Below are 25,909 nucleotides of genomic sequence, written 5' to 3'. Positions count from 1 at the left end.
TTTAGAAATTTATTTGCATAGGTTGTACTTCAATGACAAATATTAGCGATCGCTCAAAATCAAGTTTTGGTTCAAACGTTTATCCATATTCAGTAATTTCCTCAAATCAGCAAAGCCCCGCCAACACAATCAATATTGGTGTCATCGGCTATGGTTACTGGGGACCTAATTTAGTCCGTAGTTTTGCTGAGTTACCAGGAGCAGAAGTTGTAGCAGTTAGTGATTTTAACGTAGCAAGACTCTCAAAGGTGCAGTCGCGGTATCCAGCGATCAAAGTGACTACAAATAGCCAAGATCTATTTGCCGACCCAACAATTGATGCGATCGCCATTGCGACACCAGTTTCTACTCACTTTGATTTAGCTCTAGCAGCATTGCAAGCTGGCAAGCACGTACTAGTAGAAAAACCGATGACTGTTAACTCTCAGCAGGCTATAACACTGATTGAGGAAGCAAAACGGCGTAATTTGGTGCTGATGGTCGATCATACCTTTGTTTATACAGGTGCCGTACGTAAAATGCGAGAACTCGTCGCCAACAAAGTAGTTGGTGACATTTACTACTATGATTCTGTCCGTGTCAATTTAGGCTTGTTTCAGCATGACGTGAATGTGCTTTGGGATTTAGCAGTACACGACCTTTCCATTATGGACTACGTTTTGCAATCCGAGCCTTATGCAGTCTCTGCTACAGGTATCAGTCACGTTCCAGGCAAACCAGAAAACATTGCTTACCTGACATTGTTTTTTGAAAATAACTTAATTGCACACATTCATGCGAATTGGTTAGCACCAGTCAAAGTCCGTCGGACACTACTTGGTGGTAGTCAAAAAATGATTTGCTATGACGACTTAGAACCAAGTGAAAAGGTCAAAGTATACGACAAGGGAATTACGGTCAATGGTAGTGAAAAGATGTATCAGATGCTAGTTGGTTATCGCACAGGTGATATGTGGGCACCCAAATTGGATATGACAGAAGCATTGCAAACTGAAGCATCACAGTTCATTCATTGTATTCAACAAGGCGATCGCCCAATCACTGATGGTGAAGCGGGACTGCGAGTAGTCAAAATTTTAGAAGCTGCTACTCAGTCTATGAAAAAACAAGGTGGGTTAGTTGAATTAAATACAGCGAGGTTAGCAGCATGATTCCATTTGTAGATCTAAAAGCGCAGTACAACAGCATTAAAGACGAAATCAATACTGCTGTTTTGAATGTTCTAGATAGTACTCAATTCGTTTTAGGCAGTGAAGTTACGGCTTTTGAGGAAGAGTTTGCAGCTTATTGCGATGCTGATTATGGCATTGCGGTCAATACAGGTACTAGCGCACTACACCTAGCACTACTCGCAGCTGGTATTGGTGCTGGCGATGAAGTCGTTACTACACCTTTTACCTTTGTTGCTACCGTTGCAGCAATTTGTTACACCGGTGCAACGCCTGTTTTTGTTGATATCGATCCTGTTTCCTACACAATAGATGTAACGCAGATTGAAGCAGCAATCACTGAACGAACAAAAGCTATTTTACCTGTACATCTGTACGGTCAACCAGCAGATATGGAGCCGATCTTAGAGATTGCGCGTCGCTATGGTTTGACAGTCATTGAAGATGCTGCACAAGCACACAGAGCTGAGTATCAAGGACAGCGAGTTGGTAGTATCGGCGATTTAGGGTGTTTTAGTTTCTACCCTGGTAAGAACTTAGGAGCTTATGGTGAAGGAGGCATGGTTGTTACCAATAATCCTGAGCATGCTCGTGCTGTGCGAATGTTACGTGACTGGGGACAAGAGCAAAGATATCACCATGTTATCAAAGGTTTCAACTATCGGATGGAGGGTTTACAAGGAGCAATTTTGCGGGTGAAGTTGCGCTATTTAGATCAGTGGACTGACGCACGTAGAGCACATGCAGCACGATATGACGAATTGTTGAAATCGAGTGTGAAAACTCCAGTTGCAATGCCTTATAGCCATCATGTTTACCATGTCTATGCACTGCGATCGCAACAACGTGACATTCTACAACAAAGACTGCACGAGCGCGGCATTCAAACAGGTATTCATTATCCAATTCCTGTCCATTTGCAGCAGGCTTATGCTGATTTAGGATATCACTCTGGTGACTTTCCTGTTGCTGAAGCAGCAGCCAAGGAAGTGCTTTCGCTACCGATGTACCCAGAACTTCCCCAAGAGCATTTAGAAACTATTGTTGCCGCAGTGCGTGAGAGTGTCTCATGTTAGAGCTAATTGCAAATAGAACGATCAAAGCTGTACACGGCGCACAAGAGCTAAAACTAGATCCAGAATTTGAAACGGGAACAGCAGAGTATTTACGCCAACATTACAGCAACAACGGATTAAGTGAACTGTACAGTCGCTTTGCGACAGGTGAAGGTATATTTGATACACTGATGCGACGCATCATTTGGCGGGCAATGGCACGTCAATTTGGTAATAGCGTTCACATCGGTAGCGGTGTCGGCTTTAAACACTTAGAAACATTTGAGATTGGTAATCAAGTGTTTATTGGTTCGCAAAGCTACGTTCAAGGACGGTTTGATGGTCGCTGTATCATCGGTAACTATGTGTGGATTGGTCCTCAAAGTTATTTTGATGCTCGTGATTTAATTATTGAAGATTATGTAGGTTGGGGACCAGGAGCAAAATTGTTGGGTTCAACTCATACAGGATTGCCAATAGATGTTCCCATCATCCAAACCGACTTGGAAATTAAGCCAGTCAGAATCGAAACAGGAGCCGACATTGGTATGAATGCGGTAATCTTGCCAGGAGTCACAGTTGGCAAAGGCAGCATTGTAGGCGCTGGAGCCGTTGTTACTAAGGATGTGCCACCGTTTGCTGTTGTCGCTGGCGTTCCTGCTCGGTTTTTACGTTGGCGAGAAGGATATCAACCATTAGAACATACGGAAAATACGGAAAATGCAGAATAGTCGAGTATTAATTACAGGTGGTGCAGGGTTAGTTGGCTCTCATATTGCCGATCTATTAGTCAAGGAGGGAGTTTCTGAAATTATTGTTCTAGATAATTTCACGCGCGGACGGTTGGAAAACCTGGCTTGGGCACAAGAAAATGGACATTTGGTAACTGTTGAAGGTGATATTCGCGATCGCCAACTTCTCGCTGACGTCATGCAAGGTGTAGATATCGTTTTTCACCAAGCTGCAATCCGCATCACTCAATGCGCTCAAGAACCACGTTTAGCATTAGAAGTTCTAGCCGATGGCACTTTCAATGTCTTAGAAGCGGCTGTAAACGCTAATGTCAAAAAAGTAGTTGCTGCATCCTCTGCTTCAATCTATGGTATGGCAGAAGAATTTCCTACTACTGAATCGCACCACCCTTACAATAACCGCACTATCTACGGTGCAGCGAAAACTTTCAACGAAGGTTTATTGCGTAGTTTCTACGACATGTACGGATTGGACTATGTAGCATTGCGTTACTTCAACGTCTACGGTCCCCGTATGGATATTCACGGCGTTTACACAGAAGTTTTAATTCGTTGGATGGAACGCATCATCGCAGGTCAGCCACCACTGATTTTTGGTGATGGTAAGCAGACAATGGATTTTATTTATATCGAAGATATTGCAAGATCAAACATCTTAGCTGCTAAAGCCAACGTAACAGACGAAGTGTTTAACATTGCTAGCGGTGTAGAAAGCAGTCTAAACGATCTTGCTTACAGTTTGGCTAAAGTTATGGAATCAAATTTGCCACCAGAATATGGACCAGAGCGCAAAGTTAATCCTGTGCAACGCCGACTAGCAGATGTTCGTAAAGCGAAAGATTTGTTGGGTTTTGAAGCACAAGTATCTTTAGAAGAAGGGTTGCATAAATTAGTCAATTGGTGGCGCGAACAAAAGCTAGCGAAGGAAACGAGTCATGTCTAAAATAACACAAATCCCAGTTGCTAAACCTTGGATGGGTGAATCAGAGGCAGAAGCAGCAGGACGGGCGATTATGTCTGGTTGGGTAACGCAAGGACCTGAAGTTGCCGCTTTTGAGCAAGAGTTTGCAACTTATGTAGAAGCCAAATATGCTTGTGCTGTCTCTAACTGTACCACAGCTTTGCATCTAGCGCTGTTAGCCGTAGGTGTGCAGCCAGGGGATGAGGTGATTACTGTTAGTCACTCTTATATTGCCACTGCTAATAGCATCCGCTACTGTGGCGCTAAGCCTGTGTTTGTGGATATTGAACCGCAGACATACAACATGAATCCGGTGTTGATTGCAGATGCAATTAGCGATTCCCTTCGGGATAGCTCCGCTTCACGCACTCGTGCGATTCTCGTCGTTCACCAAATGGGAATGCCTTGTGACCTCAAAGCAATTTTGGACGTTGCCCGTCACTATAATTTACCAGTAATTGAAGATGCAGCTTGTGCGATCGGTAGTGAGATCCTTTGGAATGATAAGTGGGAGAAAATCGGCAAGCCGCATGGGGATATTGCTTGCTTTTCCTTCCATCCCCGCAAGGTAATTACAACTGGTGATGGAGGGATGATTACTACAAATAATCCTGAATGGGACAAACAGTTTCGTCTCTGGCGACAACACGGAATGAGCGTGGCTGATACAGTGCGCCACGGTGCAAAACAGGTTATCTTTGAGTCTTATCCAATGCTAGGCTACAACTACCGGATGACGGATATTCAAGCAGCAGTGGGACGAGAGCAACTCAAACGCTTACCAGAGATTGTGGCACGTCGCCGTTTTCTTGCTAAACGTTATCAAGAAAAACTATCAGATGTAGCTGGATTGAAATTACCAACTCAACCAAGTTGGGCAAAAAGCAACTGGCAGAGTTACTGCGTGCGTCTACCACAGCAGTGCGATCAAGTTCAAGTTATGCAAGCGATGCTGGATGCGGGAATTTCTACACGACGTGGAATTATGTGCGCTCACCGTGAAGAGGCATATAAAACTGAAGCTTGGTCTTGTGGTCGCGATCGCCTCACTGAAAGCGAACAAGCAAGCGATCGCACCATGATTTTGCCCCTTTTTCACCAAATGACTGAGGCAGAACAAGATCGGGCAATTGAAGTTTTAAAAACTGCCTGTCAGGTTTGAGTGTATTGATGGTGCAAAAAGGGGATGTTATGGAAACACTAACCAATAATACACTGAGAATTTGGCAAGAAGAAGGTCGCCAGCTAATTCCCCAAAATTATGCGGAGTTTCGCAACCTAGTTGCACAAGCAAAAGACTTTCTGGAGCTTGGCAACTACGAAGCAGCGGCAGTATACGGACAGATCGCAGCCAACTACGCTCAATTGAACCATTGTGGTTTTTTCGTCAGTTCGGAGCTAGAGCAACTCCTACTCACCATTGGACGCAAGGCAATACCTACTACTGTTGATCTTCAAAAGAATACTTCATTGTCTGGAACGGTGACAAACGTACTTCATGTATCCACCCATCTTTGCAATATCGGCGGTATATCCCGATTAATGCGGCGCTGGATTCAACAGGATACCAAGCGAGTACACTCAGTTGCTTTGACAAGGCAAGCACCGAACGAGGTTCCCAAAAGCCTAACGGATGCCGTATTCAGCACTCAAGGCAAGATCTACGTGTTGAACGACTCATTTGGTGGTCTTATCTCTCGCGCCAAAAGGCTGCGCGAATGTGCTGCAGCAGCAGATATTGTCGTGCTACACACCTGGGAATACGATGTCGTGCCTACAATTGCATTTGCTAATAAAGCACAATGTCCCCCAATTATCTACACAAATCACGGCGATCATTGGTTTTGGGTAGGAGTTGCTGTTAGCGATGCTGTTGCTAATCTACGCGAGTCTGGTATGTTTTTATCTCAAGCACGCAGAGGTATTGCAGCAAACCGTAACTTACTTCTACCAACGATTTTGGAACCCGTTTGTAGAGAACTTTCTCAAAAAGAAGCAAAGCAAAGGTTGGGAATTAACGAAAATAGTGTCATGCTGCTCTCCATTGCTAGAGCAGTTAAATATAAATCAATTGACAGTGTTAGCTTTGCTGATGCTCATGTCGATCTACTGAAAAGATACGAACAAGCAATTTTAATTGTTATTGGTGCAGGTGATTGTAACGAAGATTGGTCTGCTGCCATTGAGCAAACCCAAGGAAGAATTCGCGTTTTAGGAGAAACTAAAGACACCGCTTTGTTTTATCAGGCTGCTGACATCTATGTTGACTCATTTCCTTTTGTCTCGATTACATCCATATTAGAAGCTGGCAGCTACGGCATTCCTTCCGTTAGCCGCTATCCCTACTCTTCTGATCTGTGTGGAGTTCTTGGTGCAGATATGCCTGGTTTGGCTGGTAATTTAATTCGAGTGCGAGATCTGGAGGAGTACACGGCTGTTTTGTCACGTTTGGTTACAGATGAACAGTTGCGGCTATCGCTAGGGGAAGCAACTAGAAGTAAAATTGCTCAAACTCATTGGGGGGACAACTGGCAGTGTACTTTGAACGATGTTTACTCTTATGTTGCAGCTACACCTAAAACGACGGCAACCCTAGATTTGAGCGATGAAGTGTTTCTAGGCGAACCAGATATCTTTTTACCAAGCGTCAATCAAACCGATATTCATATGGTGATGCATTGGCATATGCCATTACTGCCACTTGTACAACGACTACGCCTATGGCTCAACCTAGTTAAAAAGAGCGGTCTTCGCAATCATCCGCTGAATATCCTGCTTTCAGAAAGATGGCGATCGCGCTACTATTCTCATTTGCGTTCTTTACTAAAGCGCTAAAGTTTCCATTTCACAAATTTTATGTTAAAAAACTTACCACCAATTTATTTTTATATTCCTCATAACAAACTACCTGCGGGTAACTTACCACAGAATGCTGATTCCTACTGGCAATGGCAATGCGCTCAACATTCAATATCCCCCATGCAGAGCGGTGGCTGCTTTTGGACGTTGCAAACCTATCTTTATCTCAAAGATTATGGATTTCCTTGTCAATTGGTACAAACAATGCCTGATGAAGGAATTGTTTTATCTCACCGCGATTTTCTTGAGGATTCTATACAGCCAAGTCCAAAATTATTCATTGTTTGCCTGCGGGCAGATGTAGATCGGCATCCTTACGCACAGCTTCATGTTGTGCAAAACCCGTACCAAGCTGTACCTAAAAGTTTCATGGAACTTTGGGAAAGTTACTTTATTCCTCATTGGCCACAATCTTCTCTAATTCCTCGCGATCGCGATCGCAAAGATACTTTTGAGAATGTAACTTTTATTGGCAATGCAGTCAATTTAGTTCCTGAATTTCAAGAGCAGTTTTGGTACGAACAATTAGCATCTTTAGGCTTGCAGTTTCAACAAAAACTCAGTCATGATAGCTGGAACGACTACAGTGATATTGATGTTATTTTAGCGATCCGAGAATTTGGTCGTAAAAATCACTTTCGAGGAAAACCCGCCTCCAAATTATACAACGCTTGGCACGCTGGTGTACCAGCAATCTTGAGTTATGAATCTGCATTTCTGGCTGAGCGAAAAAGCAATTTAGATTATTTAGAAGCAACGTCAATGGAGGAGGTGATTTACTCTCTAAAACAGTTGCGAGACAATCAAGAACTCCGCAGTGCAATAGTTGAAAATGGTTGGATTCGTGCCAAGGAAACACAACCAGACAAAATGGTTCAAAGATGGCATTTTTTTTTAATTAACACTGCATTGCCAGCCTACAAAAATTGGTGTTTAATGCCACGTTGGCAACAACAGCTTTTCTTTGATGCACGTCAGTCATTTTTAAAGGTTCGTCCAGTTTATTATCATTTGAAGTCTCAAGTTTTCAACTTGGCTAAGGCTAGTTAATACTAATAAGCTTGTCTGATAAATTGACTAAAATTTTTGAATTAATAACAAAAAACATTAATCTTTACGACAAAATCGTAGCAAAGTAATTATGAAATTAGCTTATGTAACTCCCTACGATTCACGTAGTTTAAAAGGCTCTAATGAGTGGTCTGGAACAGGATATTATATTGCCCAGTCACTTAAAAATCAATTTTTTCCTTTAGAATATGTTGGTCCTCTAAAGAATGAATTTGGATGTCGTCTTGTGCAAAAATATAAGCGACATTATCATGAATTATTTCATAAAAAATACTTAAAAAACCCGACACCATGTGTCCTAAAAAGTTATGCTAAGCAAATCACCTCTAAACTATATCAGACAAATGTAGATCTAATATTTAGTGGATCAGCGAATCCTATAGCTTATCTCGAGTGCAAACAACCGATTGTGTTTTGGGCTGATGCTAGCTTTGCAAGCCTTTTAGACTTTTATCCTGACTATAGTTATCTTTGTCAGGAAACAATTAGAGATTGGCATCGCGTGGAACAGCTAGCTCACCAAAAATGCCAATTAGCTATTTATTCATCTGATTGGGCAGCCCAAACTGCTATTAATTACTATGGAGTGAATGAGGCTAAAGTTAAAGTTGTTCCTTTTGGTGCAAACATTGAAACTGAATACAGCCTCTATGAAGTAAAAGACTTGATTGAAGTGCGATCGCCCAAGTTATGCAAACTTCTATTTTTAGGAGTTGAATGGTATCGCAAAGGCGGTGACGTTGCACTTAAGGTTGCTACAGAATTAAACAAAGCAGGCTTGAATACAGAATTAACTGTTGTTGGTTGTCAACCTATTACAGAAGAACCATTGCCTAACTTTGTTAAGCCGCTAGGGTTCATCAGTAAATCAACAGCACAAGGTAAAGCCAAAATTTCTCAACTGATTGCAGAGTCTCACTTTCTGTTTCTCCCTTCACTAGCTGATTGTACGCCGATTGTACTTTGTGAAGCTAACGCGCTGGGAGTACCTTGCCTGACAACTAATGTCGGTGGTATTCCAACAATTATTAAAGATAATTTGAATGGCAAGACATTTGATATAACTGCTAATCCTCTTGAATATGCTAACTATATTTCAAATCTATTTACTAACTACTCAAACTATATAGAATTAGCTCTATCCTCCTTTAATGAATATCAATCTCGTTTAAATTGGAATGCATCTGGCAAAGCCGTAAAAAACTTACTTTTAAAACTGTAATTAAACATAATAAAAATTAAATAAAACTTTTATAATCATTGTCAAATCCGCTTATAAGTTCACCTTTTTCTATCCCAAATCTCTTGCACAAAAAAAATTAGTCTATCAAAATAAATTTGCTTTATCAATCAGAAACTTAAATTTCTGATAAGACATAAGATTAAATAAATTTACTGCAAGCTCTCAAGATAATAGACATTATTTCAAAGCACAAATATTAGCAAAGACTTATATGAATAACCTTAAGAAAAAAACTAATATGCACTTCAATGTTTCGGTCTGCATCTGCACTAGAAATCGTCCTGAAGATTTGCACAAAGCTTTAAACTCTGTTGAACGTTCGACTTATCCTGTGTTTGAAGTGATTGTATCAGATGATAGCACAAATGATGATACCAAAGCACTTGTTACATCCCTTTTTCCCTTTGTAAAATATTTGGAAGGACCGCGTAAAGGACTAGGGGCAAATCGTAATAATATTTTGAAAAATATCACTGGTTCTCATGTCTTGTTTATTGACGATGATGTCATCTTAAATGAAAACTTTTTAGAAGTTGTACATCAAAAATTGACACAATATGCTCAACAAGAACCTGTTGAAAAACTAATTATTAGTGGAATTGAGAATAAAAATGGTCAACTTGTCTTTCCTGGAGAACAAAGTTTTTTAGGGTATCAGAATGTTAGCTATAAAGAAGGTGACAGAATCAGAACAGTTGTTATTAATAGCGCTGTGTTTCCAATTACTTTGTTCAAAGATACTTTATTTGATGAAAAATTAGTATATGGAAATGATGAAGTTGATCTGACAACCAGAGCAACTCAAAAAGGGTTTAAGATTATTCTCTGCCCAGACGCAGTGAATTTTCATTATCCATCGGAAATCAATCGAGATTATTATGAACCTTTCCACGATGCTACTCGCATTTATGTCACTTTTAAACGCTATTTTGCTACTGAAAATAATAAACTAAAAGCTTTTATTTATTTACCCTATGCTTTAATGTATGCATCTGCTCGCAATCTAAAATATCAAGGATTACGCAGTTTTTCTAATACTCTTAATACATTTAATAAATCTTTGCTATTTATAAAAGATTTTCTAACTGTTAATCTTAGCCTTTAAAAACTATGTGCAAAATAATGGAAATGAATGTATGGATGACAATTTGTTAGTCAGTATTATTATTAACAACTACAATTACGATCGCTTCTTAGCAGAGGCGATTGACAGTGCATTGAACCAAACATATCCTCATACTGAAGTTATTGTTGTGGATGATGGTTCTACCGATAATTCTCGTGAGATTATTGCAGAGTACGGCGATCGCATTACGCCAATTCTGCAAGAGAATGGTAAGCAAGCAGTAGCACTTAACAGCGGCTTTGCAGCAAGTCAAGGCGATATTATCCTTTTCCTTGATTCTGACGACTATCTCTTACCGACGGCGGTTGAACAAGTTGTAGCAGCATTTAAGCCAGGAGTTAGCAAAGTTCATTATCGCTTGCAAGTGGCGAACTCCCAAGGACAACCATTGGGATCTTTTATTCCTACAACGACAATGAAGTTAGCTTGTGGAGAAGTGTGGCGACAGTTACTGCGAGATGGTGGTTATGTCAGTACTCCCATGAGTGGTAATGCATACAGTCAGACAGCTTTGACTCAAGTATTCCCAATTCCCGACGACTACAAAACCACGGCGGATGACTACCTAATGATCTCAACACCCTTTTATGGAGAGATGGTTGGCATTGAAGAGCCTCTGGGAGTCTATCGCATTCATGACAGTAACCAATGGGCATTGACTTATGTATCAGGTAGTCGCTTTCGCCGATTTGTTCAGCACGACTTGCAAAACTTTGCTCTGTTGCAGCAACGAGCTAAAGAATTTGGTTTTGAAGTTCCTCCCGAAGTTGAAATGCGTTCTTTTGGGCGTTTGTGGTCGCGTTTAGCCTCTCTACGCTTGGAACCTCAAGCACATCCAGTTTCTTCAGATCATTCCCTCCAACTCATTTACTGGGGGTTTCGATCCCTTTGGAAATTCTCTAGCTTCAACTGGCAGAAACGGATCATTTATAGCATTTGGTTTCTCTGGGTAGGATTAATGCCTAAATCTTTGGCGAAATTTGCGATCGCTTGGTTATATGCTCCGCATCTTCGTCCAAAAGTAATTGATTGGACATTAACTAGAGTTCGTGCATTAGTTAGCTAAGAAAAATTTGCAGACGAATTTGAAAAAATGTTTATGAATCAAAAGAAGAGATTATTAGGAATTGATTTATGCCGAGGAATTGCCGCTTATGCGGTTATTTTAGTACATTCAGGAGATGAGACTTGGGGAGTTCCTGTTGATCCTTGGGCAGATTATTTTAGACTTTCATTTTACTTTGCTGTTCCCTTTTTCCTAATTACATCTTTCTATTTTATAGCGTGCAAGCCTAATACTGGCTTTTCTCCTAATTTCTGGAAATCAAGGTTGGAAAGATTAGTAATACCCTATTTAATTTGGAGCTTGATCTATCTAGTTTTAAGATTAGTCTTTTTCTGGAAAGCAAATCAATCTGAGAGATTAAATCAATTGACGCAAGATCCACTTTCTCTTGTTTTCTTTGGTGGTACTTCATTCCATTTGTATTTTTTACCACTCCTATTCGTAGGAAGTTTTTTGATTTTTTTCATAAAGTATTTTTTAAATCAACCGTTTAAGACTAAACAACTAATTATATTTTCAATATTAAGTATTATTGTTTATGAATTGGTTATTGTTCCTGGCGATACAATTCAAGCAAGTACTGATATAAATCCACTTATTAGGCTTGTTTTAGTTTATGCTGTTTGGGTATTGAAGTGTTTGCCATATTTTTTAACTGCAATTATCTTACGCTGCATCTTTCTAATTAAGGGAGATTCATGGCTTTTTTCAAGAAAAAGTAGCATAGTTTTAGTAGCTATATTTTTTATAACTACTATTATGGGAAGACTTGTTTTACCCGTAACTTTACGAGATCTGATTGTTGCTCACTCTTTATTTCTATTTGGAATTTCCGTATCGCAGTACATAAAAGGGAATAAACAGATAGTTGCAAATTTAGGTTTATGTGCTTTCGGCATCTATTTAATCCATCCGATTTTGATGAATTTTGCTAAACTGTTCTTCTCTCTATTTGGAGTTATTGAACAGGTTACGATTAGCTCCCTGCTTATCATTTCTGTGACAACTTTTTTACTAAGTTGGATAGTTGTAGCTTTAATGTTGCAACATAAATGGTCAGCAAAGTATTTGTTTGGTGTTTAGGGATTACCCAATTTTGTAATCAAAATACTTATATACCTTTAGTTTTATAGCAGTCGAAGAGTTGGTTAGGACGTTTTTAAAATCTCAACATTAGCGATAGCAAGGTTTTCACCTCCAGCATAGCTGCCTTCTACCTCCTGCCTCTCGCTATAGCAGTTGTATTGATCTATTTTTAGAAATTTCTATGAAAATTGCTTTTGTCCGGACAATGCCCCATTTTAGTATGGATGTTTATGCTAATGGGCTGATTGCAGGGCTGAAAACAGTATGCCCTAACTGGGAAATAACTGAACTAGCACCTCAGTCTTTTGATCGACATAGTAAATCTTTAGTCGTTAGAGCACAAAAGACTTATGAACGGTTTTGGCGGTTTCCTAAGAAAGTTCAGCAAGAATCTGCAGATATTTTTCACATTATCGATCATAGTGATGCTCACATTGTACGTTGGCTAAGAAAAACAGGTAAACCAGTCGTAGTGACTTGTCACGATCTCATTAATATTCTCTACCCCGAAAACCTTCAGGGTTCAGTCAGATTTCCTATGATTAGTGATCGCTTAGGACATTACTCTATACGAAGTATGGAATATGCTGATGCGATCATTGCTGTTTCTTTGGAGACAGCAAACAACATGAATCGAGTTCTCAACATCAAACCAGAGCGAATCAATATTATTCCTAATGCAGTAGAATCCATATTTCAGCCATTACCCAAAAAACAGTCTCAAACTTTTCGTCAGCAGCTTAATATTCCCTCGGATACATTTTGTTTATTGAATGTTGGCGGTAATCATCCACGTAAAAATCTAAGTGCAATTCTTAAAGCACTCAATATTATTAAACAGCGAGGTTTATCAGTCCAGTTTTGGAAAGTTAGTGATGATTTTACAGATGAAGATAAGCACTTCATTCAAACCCACAAACTTGAAGATTCTATCAATTATTTAGGATATCTCGATAAACCTACTTTAGTTCAAGCTTACAATGAAGCTGATGTTCTTGTTGCCCCTTCTTTTCACGAAGGATTTGGCATAACTCTTCTAGAAGCTATGGCTTGCGGAACGCCAGTTATTACCTCAAATGTCTCGGCAATGCCTGAAGTAGTGGACGATGCTGGTGTTCTAGTCGATCCAAAGAATAGTCAAACCATTGCAGATGCAGTTTGTCACCTTCATAACAATCCGATTTACTATCAACAGTTGCAGGAAAAAGGATTTACAAGAGTTCAGTCATTTACATGGGAAAAAGTTGCCGAACAAATGACTGGCGTTTATAAAAATCTGCTGAGGTAAAGGTCATTCTAATGCGTAATTACAATTTAATTATATAAATATCTAATGTATAACAGTTTATTTAGTCTTTATGTTTAAAGTATTGATAAAAAATGAAAAAAAAGCTTTTATTAGTTACATTTCCTGTAGATCTTGGTAATCGAACTTTTGAAAAGCGGTTTGTTAAACTGTTTGAAAGTTTTCTGGATCTAAAAATATATCGTTTTGTTCCAAACCAAAAATCCACAGATTCTTTTTGGAAATATTCTACAACTATTGGCAGGCGGTTTCTGAGTTCTTTGGAACTACAGCAAAAAGTTCGTGAAGCAAATAAAGAAGGAAGAAGTGTTCTTTTCCATGGAGTGAGTCCGGCTCTTTTTGCTTACCCAGCAATTAATAGTGCGAGTAGTTGTATTGTTACAGACTGGACTAGAAAACTATACGAACCCATTTATGGAATGAAAATGTCTCCATCGTGGCTTACTTTTATCCATAAACAAGTGCTTAATTCACAAAAATATGTTATTGGTTTGACTGACGCTGTATTAGAAGAAATTTCTCAAGATTATGGAGTTCCACACAACAAACTCAGAAAAGGGAAGTTACCATTTTCAGTTGATTTAGATTTGTTTATTCCTAGTCCTAAGCGTAATGATGCTGTTGTCAAGATTTTGTTTGTAGGTGGTGACTTCCAACGAAAGGGGGGTGATATCTTACTCGATTGGTTTGCGAAACATCATAATCCAAACTTACAGATGACAATGGTAACTAGTCACGATCCAGGCAACTTTAAGAATGTCACGATACTAAATAATATTCAATACGGTGAAGATAAGCATATTGAGCTATTTAAAGAACACGATATATTGGTTTTGCCAACGAAATGCGATAGTTACCCCAGTGTTGTAGGAGAAGCCGCCTGTGCTGGACTCGCAGTGCTAACTACTAAACACGCTTTAGGTGCACCTGAAATTATTCAAAATAAAGTCAATGGCTATATCTGTAATTCTCAAGAGGAATTACTTTCTCAACTCAATATATTAATTCAAAATAAACCATTAATTGAATCCATGAAACAAAAAAGCCGGCAGATTATGGAAGAGAGATTTGCGATGGATTTAGTGCTTGATGATTTTATGAATTGTCTTTTTAAGGATTAGCTATTTATAATTGAGATTTTTCTAGAAATTATATTGCTAGTTTTTATTTTAACACATTTTTAAACTAAGTTAAAGACTTACATTATTTACTACTAATTATCCAAGAATTTGGAGCAAATTATGAATGATAAATTTCGTTTGGGAGTCGTTTTTACACATCCTACCCAGCATCATGGACCACTCTGGAAGAAGCTGAGCGAACAACCTGGACTTTCTATAAAGGTTCTTTATCTTTCCGATGAAAATCAGGGTAATGGCGATCGCGATCTAGGCAGTAGTTCCCAGCCTTGGGACGTTGATTTATTGAGCGGTTATGAGTATGAGTATCTAAAAGATCTCTCTGGAAGAGTTCCATCGCAGCAAAAAAAGAGCGTGATTAGTCCAGGATTATTGAGTCGCCTGACAAAAGAAAACTTTGATGCCATTTTCATGCAGAGCTTTGTCAACTATTCCTATCGATTAACGGCTCTATTATGTAAACTCCGTGGTATTCCTCTGATCATGCAAAATGATGCCACTATCATGTCAGACGGTCGCTACAGTCGATCGCGTCGCATAGCTATGGCTATTCTTTATCCGTGGATGCTTAACTTAGCAGATTACTGGCTCTCTTGTGGCGATCACAATGAAATTCATTTGCGTCATTACGGTATTCCAGATGAGAAAATTATGCGCGGTTGTCACCCAGTAGATGGCGAAAGATTTGAGCGGTCTATTGCTCAAAATCAAGATGAAATTCGCCAAATTCGTAAGGAACTAGCAACAGACGAGGATGCGATTATCTATGGTTTTGCAGGTAAATATATTGATCGCAAAAATCCTTTTGAATTCATTGAGGCGATCGCCAAAGCTCATCAACGCGATGCGCGAATTAAAGGAGTCATGATTGGTGGAGGCGACTTAGAACCTGAAATTAACAAACGTCTTGCCAAACTAAATGGAGTTCGCAATCTTGGCTTCGTCAATCAAGCAAAAATTCCACTTTACTATGCAGCAATAGATGCTTTTGTCGTAACCTCCTGGATCGATCCCCATCCTCTTGTTGTTTCAGAAGCAATGGTATCCGGTTGTCCACCCATTTTGAGCGATCGTTGTGGTAATTGGGGATACAGCGATACTGTTCGGCATCGCTACAACGGACTCGTTTATCCCTGTGGCAATGTTGATGCTTTAGCAAACGCCATGCTGGAGATGGCTGATCCTGAAAATCGCCAGCGTTACAGCGAACGGTCTAAAGAAGTCTTTTATGGGCAAGATCTCGATTGTGAAATCCATGCTTTTTTAGAAGTGATAGAGCGAATCAAACGCAATATGCATGAAGCAGTTTATCAAGTTAAACCTTTAGCATCACAAGAATCTTTTTCAGAAGGGTTGTAAAGACGAGGCAAAGTCATGAAGGTACTCATATCCGCTTATTCATGTGAACCAGGTAGAGGATCAGAAAGAGGTGTTGGTTGGAATGTGGCGCGGGAAGTCGCTAAACATCATGAAGTTTGGGTATTGACTAGAACCGACGAAAGTAAGGATGCAATTGAAGCTGAATTAGCAGCTAATCCAGTACCTAATCTGCATTTTGTCTATTTCACACTTCCCTTTTGGCAAGATAGTTTGCGTTGGGGACAATCTGGTGCTATGCAACTTCACTACTACCTCTGGCAAATCCAAGCATATTTTGTCGGACGGAAACTTCACAAAGAGATTGGCTTCGATATCGTCCACCATGTCACTTTTGTGCGCTACTCCTCTCCTAGTTTCCTATCTCTTCTACCAATTCCATTTATCTGGGGTCCGGTAGGAGGTGGTGAGTCGGCTCCGTTGTCATTTTGGACTGATTTTAATAGGAAAAATAAGCTCTATGAGTCGTTACGTTGGGCATGGCGAGCAATTGGAGAACTAGATCCGTTTACTCATCTGACGGCTCAACGAAGTGCGATCGCATATGCGACTACTGAAGATACCGCGAAACAACTACGCAAGTTGGGAGCATCCCATGTCGAGCGATTGTCTGAATCAGGAATGTCACAACTAGAGATCGAACAACTTAGTCAGTGCCCACCCCCAACAGGTTCTTCAGTTCGATTTATCAACATCGCTCGTCTACTCCACTGGAAAGGAATTCATTTAGGACTGCGGGCATTTGCTCAGGCAAATCTCCCCGATGCTGAGTACTGGATTTTAGGTGAAGGACCTGAGTTAGGACGATTGCAAGCACTCTCCAAAAATTTGGGGATTGCCGAGCAAGTGAAGTTTTTCGGACTGTTGCCACGTGAGGAAGTTTTGCTCAAGTTAGGGCAATGTTCTATTTTAGTACATCCTAGCCTGCATGATTCAGGAGGATGGGTTCCTCTGGAGGCAATGGCGTCTGGTAGACCTATTCTTTGTCTGGATTTGGGTGGACCGTCACAATTGGTCACATCGGAAATTGGCATTAAAGTTCCGGCACATAGTCCAGAACAGGCTGTTAACGATCTCGCACAAGCTATGGTTAGGCTTGCTAAAGACAAGAACTTGCGTTTACAAATGGGACAAGCAGGACAACAGAAAGTCAAAAATTATTATAGTTGGGAAGCAAAGGGCAAGTTTCTAGCCCATGTCTACAAAGATATAGATAGTGTGATGCCAACTTGTTTAACTGACAAATCACTGTCTTCTTAAGTATTCGTTAAGAGATTTTAATAAAACATCTTTAGCTTTAAAGAATCAAATTCGGTGGCGATCCCAGAACATGAAATTTTAAACTTCAACGGTTCACTTACTTTCAATAATTTAAATTTTTCTTGATCAACTAGACTTTTGATTAAATTTTAAGCATTTTTATGATTTCGCATGTAGCCATCCAAAAAAAGAAAGGAACGATTAGAAGCTCCACGCTAATTCTCATAGGATTTGCTACTGCTTTTTTTCCTCGTCTCTTAACTTACTTTGGTGCTCCCTCACCCCTCAACTTTGTTCATTTTGTCGTTCTTCCGGTTGTTGTAGGTATTGCTCTATTGACGACGCGAGTTAAAGATCGAAAGCAAGTTGCGATCACTTGGGAACTAATTTTTGGTTTAGGAGTTCTACTGGCGTGCACAATTGCAAGTGCTCTTATTAATCAGGCAGGAGTTCTAAATGTCTTTCTGCAATATATGTTACAAGCAGAACCATTCCTGCTTTTAATAGCTATAATGGCAACTCCATTATCAGGTGAAAAGCTCAAGAGATTTAGAAATTGGATAGCAGGATTCTGTCTATTTAACTTGCTCCTGGCAATTGCTCAGTCTATTCTCCTACCTATAGGACTTTATCCTGGAGCAGAAGGAGGTCAATTGATTGAAGACAATACCGCAGGTGTTTTTGCTTCAAAAGGAGGGAGTGCAGGGAATTATATATCCGCTACGGTTTCTCTATACTTCGCTTTATACTTCTTGAATGAGTTTAAAACAGTTCCTCTGCAGATCCGGATCGCTGTATTTATCGGTGCTTTTTACCAAACATTTATTTCTGACTCAAAGCAAGTATTTGTAGCTCTATTTGTCGGCTGGCTACTAGTCGTTTTTACAAACGTCAAAAAACCTCTAAAAATCCTGTATTATCTTGTTCCTATCGTTTTGATAATTGCTATTTTTTACTGGGCGCTCGTTTACACAGATGTAGAATTTTTAGATCCCTATCGAAACTTCACGACTTACCGAGCCGAAGACAATCTCTATGGTTCAGACGGAGAAGCAACTTTACTAAAGAGTACAGCATTGCGAATTATTCCTTCTTACTACACAACACCGTTGCAATGGTTTTTTGGGCTAGGTCCTGGTCACACCGTTACCCGCTTAGGAGGATGGTTTATGAATGATTATGCATCGCTACTATTGCCACTTGGTGCGACAGTTCATCCTGTATCTGCTGCGGTTTGGCAAGTTATACTCAGTCCATCTGGGTGGCTAGCACGAGAATCTACCTTGTACTTCCCAATGTTTACATGGGTGGGAATTTGGGGAGATTTAGGGTTGATTGGTTTAGGTGCTTATTTATATCTTGGTTCCATTGTGTGGCGGAGGATTTGTGTAGACAATTTTTGCAAGTTTTTGCTACTTTCGACTGCGGTTCTTGGTTTTATCTTAACTCAAATGGAGGAGCCAGGACAAATGCTCACAATCGCTTGTTTTTTGGGTTTACGCTGGCAAGAAAGCAAGGAAAGCCGATTAAAAGCCGCTTTTGAGTAACAACCTAATTGTGGCGATCGCCTGATATCTAAAAAAGTAGTTTCTGACAATTGCTGACTACAGTTCTATTTAAATAATTAAAAAACTTATTAATCAAGATGCATATTTTAATTGCTGCACTACATCGACCAGAAAAGCCAACTGGAGTTTGTCGATATGCGATTAATCTTGCTCAGTGTTTGGCAAGTACTGAAACAGTAAGCCAAGTCACTTTAGTCATTGGAAAATGGCAAAAGCATTATTTTGAGTCTTCTTTTAATCTTAATTCAGATAAAATCAAGCTAGTTGATATCAATATTCAAAATAACTCAATTGCTAGAAATCTGTGGTTTTGGTTCGGTTTACCCAGACTAGTACAGCAGCTTCGCCCTACGTATGTGCATTTATCCTTTCCATTACCATTTTTACGATCGCTCTTTCGTTGTCCTGTTGTTGCTACTATTCACGACCTTTATCCTTATGAATACCCAGAAAATTTTGGCTACCAAGCTTTGTTCAATCGCCTTTTTCTACAACAATGTATTCACCAAAGTGACGGATTGACGTGTGTTTCTCAAACAACATTAGCAAGCCTAAATCACTTTTTCCCAAATATAGACCCTAAGAAAATAACTTGTGTAATTTATAATTATGTCGATTTTAGTGAAATTACTCCTCAACCATTATTAGAACTAAAACACAAGTTATATAACCCATTTTTATTAACTATTGGTCAACATAGAAAAAACAAAAATTTAGATTTACTCATTCAATCTTTTGCCCTATTGCTACAACAAAATAAACTACCATCTTCTACTAAGCTTGTGATTGTAGGTAGTTCAGGACCCGAAACAGATAATCTTTCGCAATTAATCTCTCAATTGTCCTTAGAAGAACAAGTATTGATGGTATCGGCAATTAGTGATAGCGAGTTGTGCTGGTTATATCAAAATTGCCAATTGTTTATCATTCCTTCTTCAACAGAAGGTTTTTGTATTCCTTTAGCAGAAGCTTTGTATCTTTCTTGTCGAGTCGTTTGTTCAGCTATTCCCATCTTTGAAGAAGTGGGTTCTGAAGCTTGCATTTATTTTAATTTACAGGATAACCCAGTCAAAAATCTGTCTCAAGCTATTACCCAAGCACTAAATCAACCTCATACCAATAAAAACAGAGATGACCGATTTTCAAAAGCAAATGCAGCTAATCAATATTTAAAGCTATATTCTAAAATGCATCAATTTACACATAAATTAACTAGCAATGCTCAAACTAATACCGTTCCATTTTAAGGTTGATACATATGTGTAGCTTCTTTTGCAGTGACAAGAAGAAAGCATGATTCATTAAAAGTTCTAGGTTCTCTATATTAATGCTAATTAAGTAATGATCGCATCTGAGGCTATAGCAAATCGGTTTTGGACAGCACATGAAATAACATCGATACTGTCGTAAATTTTACTAACTTAGAAACCGCTAAGCTGTATCTTCAATCTTACTTTTATTACAGTTAATAGCTGCGAACTTATGTCTGATTCTTTAATGAGGATGTCTCGTCGTGCCTTATTAGGTGCTGGACTATTTGCGGGAACAAGCTTATTACTTAAAGGTTGTGGTGGAAACCAAGCAACACAGACAGGTGGTAATAGACTCGTTGCGGCAACATTTACAGGAAGTTGGGAGGAAGCACATCGAACAATTTTAGTGCCTTACTTTGCCCAGAAAACCGGAACAACAATTAATTTAGTACCACAATTGGCAATTGACCAAGTAGCACAACTCACAGCATCAGCTAATAATCCTCCATACGATGTAACACTCTTAGATGAAGGACCATTTCGTAATGCTCCAGTTGAGCAAATATTACAACCCTTCCCTGCCGATGAGAGCGAAAACTTTCAAGATTTGTTACCGCAGTATCAAACAAAAGCTGATGAATGGGGACCTACTGTAGCCGTGCAAGCGATCGGTATCGGTTACAATACTGACCGGATTTCTACACCGCCTACTTCATGGGAAGACTTGTGGAGACCAGAATATGCAGGTCGGCTTGGACTTGTTAGTATGCAAAGTACGGTGGGAACTGCTTTTATGGTGCAACTTGCAAGAATGCGCGGTGGTGGGGAAAATAATATTGAACCAGCTTTTGAGGCAATTCGAGAAATCTTACCAAACGTCGCTGCGGTTGCGTCTAATCCTGGTGCGCTCTCGGTTTTGTTTCAGCAAGGAGAAATTGATATCGCCCCGCATTATTTGAATAATATGGCTCCACTTACAGCCGCAGGAACCCCAGTTGATTGGGTTGTACCTGAAGAAGGCGCATTACTAATTAGCCCGTCAATGCATATTGTCAGGAATCCGAGGGAACGCGAACTTGCTGCTGCATACATTGATGCGGCAATTAGCCCTGAGGTGCAAACGCAAATGGCTTCAGCACCTTATTATTTTGTGCCGACAAACAGCAGGGCGGAAATTTCAGGTTTCATTGCCGAAAGACTAGGTAGCACAACAGAAGCTGTAGTTGAGAAGCTTGTACCACTCGATTGGCAAACAATTAGTAAAAACTTACCAACGTGGATTGAACGTTTCAATCGTGAAGTTGTCGTTTAACTAATGAGTATTTCCCCAAGAACTGATAAATTGCTCGTCAAAAATGCTTTGGTTCTAGCAGCAAGTGATACATTACCACAACCTCATACAGATATTTTGACCGAGAAAGGTAGAATTGTCGCAGTTGCTGCAAGTTTATCTGTTCCTCAAAACTGTACGGTAATTGATGCAACAGGGCTATTGGTCACTCCTGGCTTAATCAATGGACATTTTCATTCGCATGAACATTTTCATAAAGGACGGTTTGATAACCTACCGCTTGAGCTATGGATGCACTTTGTCCGTCCACCAGTTGCACCGCCACCCTTAACGCCAGAGCAAGTTTATCTACGCACGATGATTGGTGCTATAGAAGCTATTCGCACGGGGACAACGTTTGTTGTAGATGATGTTAATCATGCTCCTCAGTTTTCGTTGGAGTGTATTGATGCTGTTTTCCAAGCTTATGAAGATATTGGATTGCGGGCATTAGTTAGCGTTAGTCTTTATGATTTACCGTTTTATCGTGCAGTGCCTTTCTTTGATGAAGAAATGCCAGTTCATCTGCGTGAACAACTAGAGCGTCAAGGTATACCCGATCGCGATCGCTTATTAACTCTTGCACAGCACTTGGCACAAACACATCATCCAAATCGACATCGAGTCGGTTACATTGTTGCACCTTCTGCACCACAGCGTTGTAGTCGCACTTTTCTAGTTCAGCTTGGAGAATTGGCAAATACCTACAATCTTCCCATGATGCTACATTTACTCGAAACACGCTTACAAGCAGTTACAGGGCAATTGTTTTACCAATGTTCGATGACTGAGTATTTAGCTGAGTTGGGTATTTTGAGCGATCGCCTTGCTTTGCAACATTGTGTTTGGCTAACACCACATGACATTGAATTGCTGGCTAAATCAGGAGCAAGTGTTGTTTATAACCCGCTTTCTAATCTCAAACTGGGTAGTGGTAAAATGCCTGTTCGTGCTTTTCAACAAGCAGGAGTGAACATTGCTCTAGCAAGTGATGGCTGTGGGTCGAGAGATAGCCTCAATATGCTTTGTGTTATGCAAGCTGCTGTTTTACTGAACAAGTCACCTGCAACGCCTCCGGAACAGTGGATATCTGCCGAGGAAGCTTTTGACTTTGCTACAATTGGGGGTGCTAAGGCATTTGGCTGTGAGCAATTAGGAAAAATTGCCCCTGGCTATCAGGCTGACTTTGTTGGATACCGACTTAACGAGTTATCATTTGTACCACTGAATCATCCTCTACGGCAACTCGTTTATGCTCAAACGGGTGCTGCTGTCGATTTAGTTGTTGTTGATGGTATGGAAGTGATGCGCGGTGGTAAACTCACTCAAGTTGACGAGCAAGCCCTGATTGAAGCAATTTGCAAAGTGCATGATCAAATATTGCCTGCAATGCAAGAATCGGAAGCAACTGTGCAAACTTTCTTACCTTACTATCGACAAATTTACGATCGCTGTTTGACACAACCTGTCGATCCTAAAATTCTGACTGAGGACTTGTTCTAAAGCAACATCTGTCGATAATGTGCTTCGATTGAATTGAGCGTACGAAATTGGGGTAGATCAGTATGACGAGTGCGATCGCGTAATTCTTGATAAAGCGCGGCTACATCTACATCTGCTAGCCACACTTCTAAAGGTCGTTGCAGAATTAAACCGCATTGCCACACCTGAGAAGAATGCGTGTGAGCATTGACAAATCCTGGTAGAAGTAGTTTATCACGTCCATCAATGAAAGTATCAACCGTTGCATCAATTGGAGAATAGACTTGGTAAATGCGATCGCCTTTCAACTCCACAGAAGCCGAGGCTGTCGAGTCTCCATCAGAAATCAAGACATTGTGAATGAAAACAGACATGATTTTGTCATTCGTAATACCAATGACCAATTACCAGCCTTGATGCACTAACCGGATATTTGTAACTCAAATAGAAAAGCTTTATCACACCAGCATTTCTAAGCGTTGTTCTACTTCGCCATGGGCTTTGAGTAACGCTGCTAGCTCGCGTCGCATGATGATCCCTGGTCGATCTGAAGGCATACGCTGCTCGGCATTGATATATAATGGTGTGTCATAATCTGTAGTTTCTAGTACTGCTTTGTCTTCCTGTGTCACTTGTCGATCAAACGCGACAAGAGCAACTGCTTGAGCATCTGCTTCGATATCATTACGAATACAAAATTGGATAATTTGAGAAGTGCGATCGCTCACTGGAGTCGCAGCAGTAAAAATCAGATGTATCAAGCCGTTGGGGTAAGTAACTTTCAATGTGCGACTGAAAGGCATATACCAAGTTGAAACTACATAACGCACTGTGACTTCATCTTCGATACTGAGATTTTTGCGCTGCATAGGTGGATTAACTACAGGAATTGTTGCCCGAACTTGTAAACCATACTCTAGGGAACTTATTTCCGAGGAAACTGGTTCTGGTTGTTGTTGATCGCCAAATGAATTTGCATGAACAAAGCTAAAGTGAGCATTGTCAAAGGAGTTTTCCATCAAACGCAGTCCGCTGCACTGCCAAGGTTCATAGAACTGGGGAATGAGCTGCATCGTAGCATCATCTGCTTCAGGAATACAGGGAATAGGTAGCAGTGGTTCATTACGCAAGCATGCCCATACATAGCCATAACGTTCAGCACACTTGTATAATCGCACTTGATAGCTAGGAGGAATGCTTTGTTCGGGTTTAAGTTGAGGAACTGCAACACAAGTTCCTTGGCGATCAAATGACCAACCGTGGTAAGGACAGCGTACGCAACCATTGACAATTTCTCCTTGGGGCAGAAGGATTGTTAGATTTTGTACCGCGACGCGGCTTTTCTTGTCGAACACTTGATACCAAAATGATTTTTGATTTATATGAGGTGCGCTGTGGCTTAGAGATGATGAGTGCGAAGTTAGCTACAGAATGAGCTACTAATGCTGAAGTAGACAAGCTAGTGACGTTTTGGCAGACAGCAGCACGAAAATTTAACAAGTTATCACCACTAGAGTGCGCTCAATGTGATGAACGCTTTCACGAGCAGATTGCCATGTTGTCGCAAAATGCAGAACTGTTACACTCCTTAGAAGCTATCAATGCCCGCGCATATTATTTGCGTCTTATTTCTATGGAAAAAGCACATTACCGTCACAATTGTAAACTGTATGTCTGCCCATATTAGTCTCCGACAAGAGCAACTTGTTGAAGTCATCAAAGAAGGAATTGCACGATTGTATATGACTTAAACTTGCTACATGCAGAATTTGCTGTTAGACAGACTAAGTTTACGCTGGTGGATTTACTGTTGCAAGTTTAAACAAGAACTTGTTGATAAATTTGTGTGGCTTTGAGCATATGGTATGTAATCAAAAGTTGGGTTATAGCAAGAGGATAGCTTTGAAGTGTTTCTCCAGTAGTACCAGCAACCTTACCTAACTCAGGATTGCTTTCGCGACTGCAAAAATGTGAGAGATGAGGTGGCATATCATTACAGATAATCTTTTCTAAATCATCTACTTGCTCCGACGTTGCATGACCATCAACTTCCAAAACATCTACAGGCTTGTTCATATCTCGATCCAAATCTAAGCGCACTGCTGGATGAGGATGAGTGCTGATAATGTTCAAAATTTGCGTAAAATCTGGATGTGGGATCGTTGGACGCAATACTAAGCGTACATTTAAGTGACCGTTACCTTGATTCGGTTCATCGCCAGGAGGATAAAAACTGACAACAACATCTGCCCATTGGCGCTGAGGACGGATAAACTGTTCAGAATCAGGTTCGCGCTTTTCTAGTTCTGCTTTGACTTGATCTGCTGTATAGCCTCGTTTTTGCGTATCGCGCTTAATTTTCCACTGTGCGCGCAGTGACTCTGGTGGTGCAAGATAAACTTTGACGTCAAATGAGTCTCTCGCACCGCGAGTTGAATAGCCAAGTAAGCCTTCGACGATGACAAATTTACTAGGGTTGATATAGTGTGGTGGCTCAAAAGTACCGGTTTTGTGACTATAGATTGGTTTGAGAATAGGTTGTCCTGTGCGTAACAAGGACAGGTGTTGCTGCATAATATCGAGATAGTTACAGTCGGGGTGTAAGGCTGTAATACCTATCTCAGCCCGCTGACGGCGATCATAGCGATGGTAGTCATCTGTGCAGATAACTGTAACATTCTCTGGTCCAAGTACCTGAGCAATTCCCTTAGTTAATGTAGTTTTACCAGCAGCACTGTCTCCGACAATACCAAGAATGATAGGGCGATGGCTCATGATTCCTCCAGGACAAGAGAGCGTCTACTGC

General features: G+C 40.3%; 22 protein-coding genes and 1 pseudogene. 20 read left to right on the top strand and 3 right to left on the bottom strand.

All coding sequences use genetic code 11. The features are described 5' to 3' along the window. Positions 1-32: 32 nt before the first annotated feature. The 19 genes from CSQ79_RS15680 to CSQ79_RS15590 all read left to right on the top strand — a co-directional run bounded on the left by CSQ79_RS15680 (position 33) and on the right by CSQ79_RS15590 (position 23,124). Positions 33-1,151, top strand: coding sequence for a Gfo/Idh/MocA family protein (locus CSQ79_RS15680; protein ID WP_099702105.1), 1,119 nt, complete (start codon positions 33-35; stop codon positions 1,149-1,151). After that, positions 1,148-2,245, top strand: a complete 1,098-nt coding sequence (locus CSQ79_RS15675; RefSeq protein ID WP_099702104.1) for a DegT/DnrJ/EryC1/StrS family aminotransferase — start codon at positions 1,148-1,150, stop codon at positions 2,243-2,245. Before CSQ79_RS15680 ends, CSQ79_RS15675 begins: the two co-directional genes overlap by 4 nt. Continuing rightward, positions 2,239-2,955, top strand: coding sequence for an acyltransferase (locus CSQ79_RS15670; RefSeq protein WP_099702103.1), 717 nt, complete (start codon positions 2,239-2,241; stop codon positions 2,953-2,955). Before CSQ79_RS15675 ends, CSQ79_RS15670 begins: the two co-directional genes overlap by 7 nt. Continuing rightward, complete coding sequence (locus tag CSQ79_RS15665; RefSeq protein WP_099702102.1) at positions 2,945-3,919, top strand: SDR family NAD(P)-dependent oxidoreductase; 975 nt, start codon at positions 2,945-2,947, stop codon at positions 3,917-3,919. Before CSQ79_RS15670 ends, CSQ79_RS15665 begins: the two co-directional genes overlap by 11 nt. After that, entirely contained in the window at positions 3,912-5,099 is a 1,188-nt protein-coding gene (locus tag CSQ79_RS15660; protein ID WP_099702101.1) for a DegT/DnrJ/EryC1/StrS family aminotransferase, read from the top strand. Before CSQ79_RS15665 ends, CSQ79_RS15660 begins: the two co-directional genes overlap by 8 nt. A gap of 29 nt (positions 5,100-5,128) precedes the next feature. Further along, on the top strand, positions 5,129-6,772 hold the full coding sequence (locus tag CSQ79_RS15655; RefSeq protein ID WP_099702215.1) for a glycosyltransferase family 4 protein: 1,644 nt from the start codon (positions 5,129-5,131) through the stop codon (positions 6,770-6,772). 21 nt (positions 6,773-6,793) lie between these two features. Beyond that, on the top strand, positions 6,794-7,846 hold the full coding sequence (locus tag CSQ79_RS15650) for a hypothetical protein (protein WP_099702100.1): 1,053 nt from the start codon (positions 6,794-6,796) through the stop codon (positions 7,844-7,846). A gap of 91 nt (positions 7,847-7,937) precedes the next feature. Continuing rightward, positions 7,938-9,089: a glycosyltransferase family 4 protein gene (locus CSQ79_RS15645; RefSeq protein ID WP_099702099.1), complete on the top strand. Its 1,152-nt coding sequence runs from the start codon at positions 7,938-7,940 to the stop codon at positions 9,087-9,089. 232 nt (positions 9,090-9,321) lie between these two features. Continuing rightward, a complete protein-coding gene (locus tag CSQ79_RS15640; RefSeq protein WP_289501181.1) occupies positions 9,322-10,215 on the top strand; it encodes a glycosyltransferase family 2 protein in 894 nt (297 codons plus the stop codon). A gap of 31 nt (positions 10,216-10,246) precedes the next feature. Next, positions 10,247-11,302 (top strand): glycosyltransferase family 2 protein, encoded by a 1,056-nt coding sequence (locus CSQ79_RS15635; protein WP_099702097.1) that lies wholly within the window; start codon positions 10,247-10,249, stop codon positions 11,300-11,302. A 33-nt stretch (positions 11,303-11,335) separates the two neighbouring features. Beyond that, complete coding sequence (locus CSQ79_RS15630; RefSeq protein ID WP_289501180.1) at positions 11,336-12,385, top strand: acyltransferase; 1,050 nt, start codon at positions 11,336-11,338, stop codon at positions 12,383-12,385. Positions 12,386-12,569: 184 nt separating this feature from the next. Continuing rightward, positions 12,570-13,676 carry a glycosyltransferase family 4 protein gene (locus tag CSQ79_RS15625; RefSeq protein ID WP_099702095.1) on the top strand — a complete coding sequence of 369 codons (1,107 nt, stop codon included), beginning with the start codon at positions 12,570-12,572 and terminating at the stop codon, positions 13,674-13,676. A 92-nt stretch (positions 13,677-13,768) separates the two neighbouring features. Further along, positions 13,769-14,815 (top strand): glycosyltransferase family 4 protein, encoded by a 1,047-nt coding sequence (locus tag CSQ79_RS15620; protein WP_099702094.1) that lies wholly within the window; start codon positions 13,769-13,771, stop codon positions 14,813-14,815. Between the two features lie 120 nt (positions 14,816-14,935). Beyond that, positions 14,936-16,192: a glycosyltransferase family 4 protein gene (locus CSQ79_RS15615; protein WP_099702093.1), complete on the top strand. Its 1,257-nt coding sequence runs from the start codon at positions 14,936-14,938 to the stop codon at positions 16,190-16,192. Positions 16,193-16,207: 15 nt separating this feature from the next. Beyond that, positions 16,208-17,470 (top strand): glycosyltransferase family 4 protein, encoded by a 1,263-nt coding sequence (locus CSQ79_RS15610; protein ID WP_099702092.1) that lies wholly within the window; start codon positions 16,208-16,210, stop codon positions 17,468-17,470. Between the two features lie 161 nt (positions 17,471-17,631). Further along, positions 17,632-19,017 (top strand): hypothetical protein, encoded by a 1,386-nt coding sequence (locus CSQ79_RS15605; RefSeq protein ID WP_099702091.1) that lies wholly within the window; start codon positions 17,632-17,634, stop codon positions 19,015-19,017. Between the two features lie 98 nt (positions 19,018-19,115). Beyond that, positions 19,116-20,285 (top strand): glycosyltransferase family 4 protein, encoded by a 1,170-nt coding sequence (locus tag CSQ79_RS15600; protein WP_099702090.1) that lies wholly within the window; start codon positions 19,116-19,118, stop codon positions 20,283-20,285. 235 nt (positions 20,286-20,520) lie between these two features. After that, a complete protein-coding gene (locus tag CSQ79_RS15595; RefSeq protein ID WP_099702089.1) occupies positions 20,521-21,603 on the top strand; it encodes an ABC transporter substrate-binding protein in 1,083 nt (360 codons plus the stop codon). A gap of 3 nt (positions 21,604-21,606) precedes the next feature. Beyond that, a complete protein-coding gene (locus CSQ79_RS15590) occupies positions 21,607-23,124 on the top strand; it encodes an amidohydrolase family protein (protein WP_099702088.1) in 1,518 nt (505 codons plus the stop codon). Here CSQ79_RS15590 and CSQ79_RS15585 read toward each other — a convergent pair. Both CSQ79_RS15585 and CSQ79_RS15580 read right to left on the bottom strand, forming a co-directional pair. Beyond that, complete coding sequence (locus CSQ79_RS15585; protein WP_099702087.1) at positions 23,121-23,477, bottom strand: hypothetical protein; 357 nt, start codon at positions 23,475-23,477, stop codon at positions 23,121-23,123. The genes CSQ79_RS15590 and CSQ79_RS15585 overlap by 4 nt on opposite strands. Positions 23,478-23,561: 84 nt before the next feature. Further along, a complete protein-coding gene (locus tag CSQ79_RS15580; RefSeq protein ID WP_289501178.1) occupies positions 23,562-24,458 on the bottom strand; it encodes a Rieske 2Fe-2S domain-containing protein in 897 nt (298 codons plus the stop codon). A gap of 92 nt (positions 24,459-24,550) precedes the next feature. Between CSQ79_RS15580 and CSQ79_RS15575 the strand changes: the two are divergent. After that, positions 24,551-24,790: pseudogene (locus tag CSQ79_RS15575) on the top strand (hypothetical protein); the annotation flags it as partial. A 131-nt stretch (positions 24,791-24,921) separates the two neighbouring features. Here the strand turns inward: CSQ79_RS15575 and CSQ79_RS15570 are convergent. Further along, positions 24,922-25,878: a phosphoribulokinase gene (locus CSQ79_RS15570; RefSeq protein ID WP_099702084.1), complete on the bottom strand. Its 957-nt coding sequence runs from the start codon at positions 25,876-25,878 to the stop codon at positions 24,922-24,924. Between the last annotated feature and the right edge of the window lie 31 nt (positions 25,879-25,909).

Source organism: Gloeocapsopsis sp. IPPAS B-1203 (assembly GCF_002749975.1).
GTDB lineage: Bacteria > Cyanobacteriota > Cyanobacteriia > Cyanobacteriales > Chroococcidiopsidaceae > Gloeocapsopsis.
Note: the sequence above shows the minus strand (reverse complement) of the source record. Positions and strands in the feature narration are given on the sequence as shown.